Source organism: Streptomyces muensis, from assembly GCF_021474425.1.
Taxonomy (GTDB): Bacteria; Actinomycetota; Actinomycetes; order Streptomycetales; family Streptomycetaceae; genus Streptomyces; species Streptomyces muensis.
Window position 1 is genome coordinate 1 of the sequence record NZ_JAKEIP010000636.1, and the last position, 562, is coordinate 562.

The 562-nt window shown below is 79.0% G+C and carries 1 pseudogene; it reads left to right on the forward strand.

Features of this window, described 5'->3' with window-relative positions:
* A pseudogene (locus tag L0P92_RS44835) lies at positions 1-562 on the forward strand (hypothetical protein); the annotation flags it as partial.

Consider the following 562-nt stretch of genomic DNA (forward strand, 5'->3'; position numbering starts at 1 on the left):
TCCCGGTGCTGCGCCCTGTCGATCCCGACGCCCAGGCGGCCCCGGCCCCGACCGCCACCCCGGCGGCCGGCGTCCCGGCGCCGCCCGCGCCCGAACAGCCCGCCCCCGCACAGCCGGTGGCAGAGCCGGAGCCCGAGCTCAACCACGCCGCCGCCGACGCCGAGGCCGCTCGGCTCTTCGGCGGTGACGACGATGACGTGGAGCCGGAGGAGGAGCGGAACGACGCAGCGGAGTCGGCCGACTCCACCGGATCCGTCTCCGTGACGGAAAGTCCGGAAGGCCCGGAAAGCCGGGAAGACTCGGAAGGCGACGCGTCGGCCCCCGCCGCCCAGGCCCAGGCCCAGTCCCCGGCCGCCGCGGTGACGCCGGAGCAGGAGCCGGAGGGAGCCCCGGACGCGCAGTCCGCGTCGGCCCCCGCCGCTCCGACCGCTCCCGCACAGCCGCCCGCGCCCGAGGGGCAGCAGCCGCAGGCCCAGTCGACCGGACAGGTCCCGGTGCCACCGCAGACGCAGGCCCCGGAGCAGCCGCAGGCGCAGCCCGCCGTGCCGCCCCAGACGCAGCC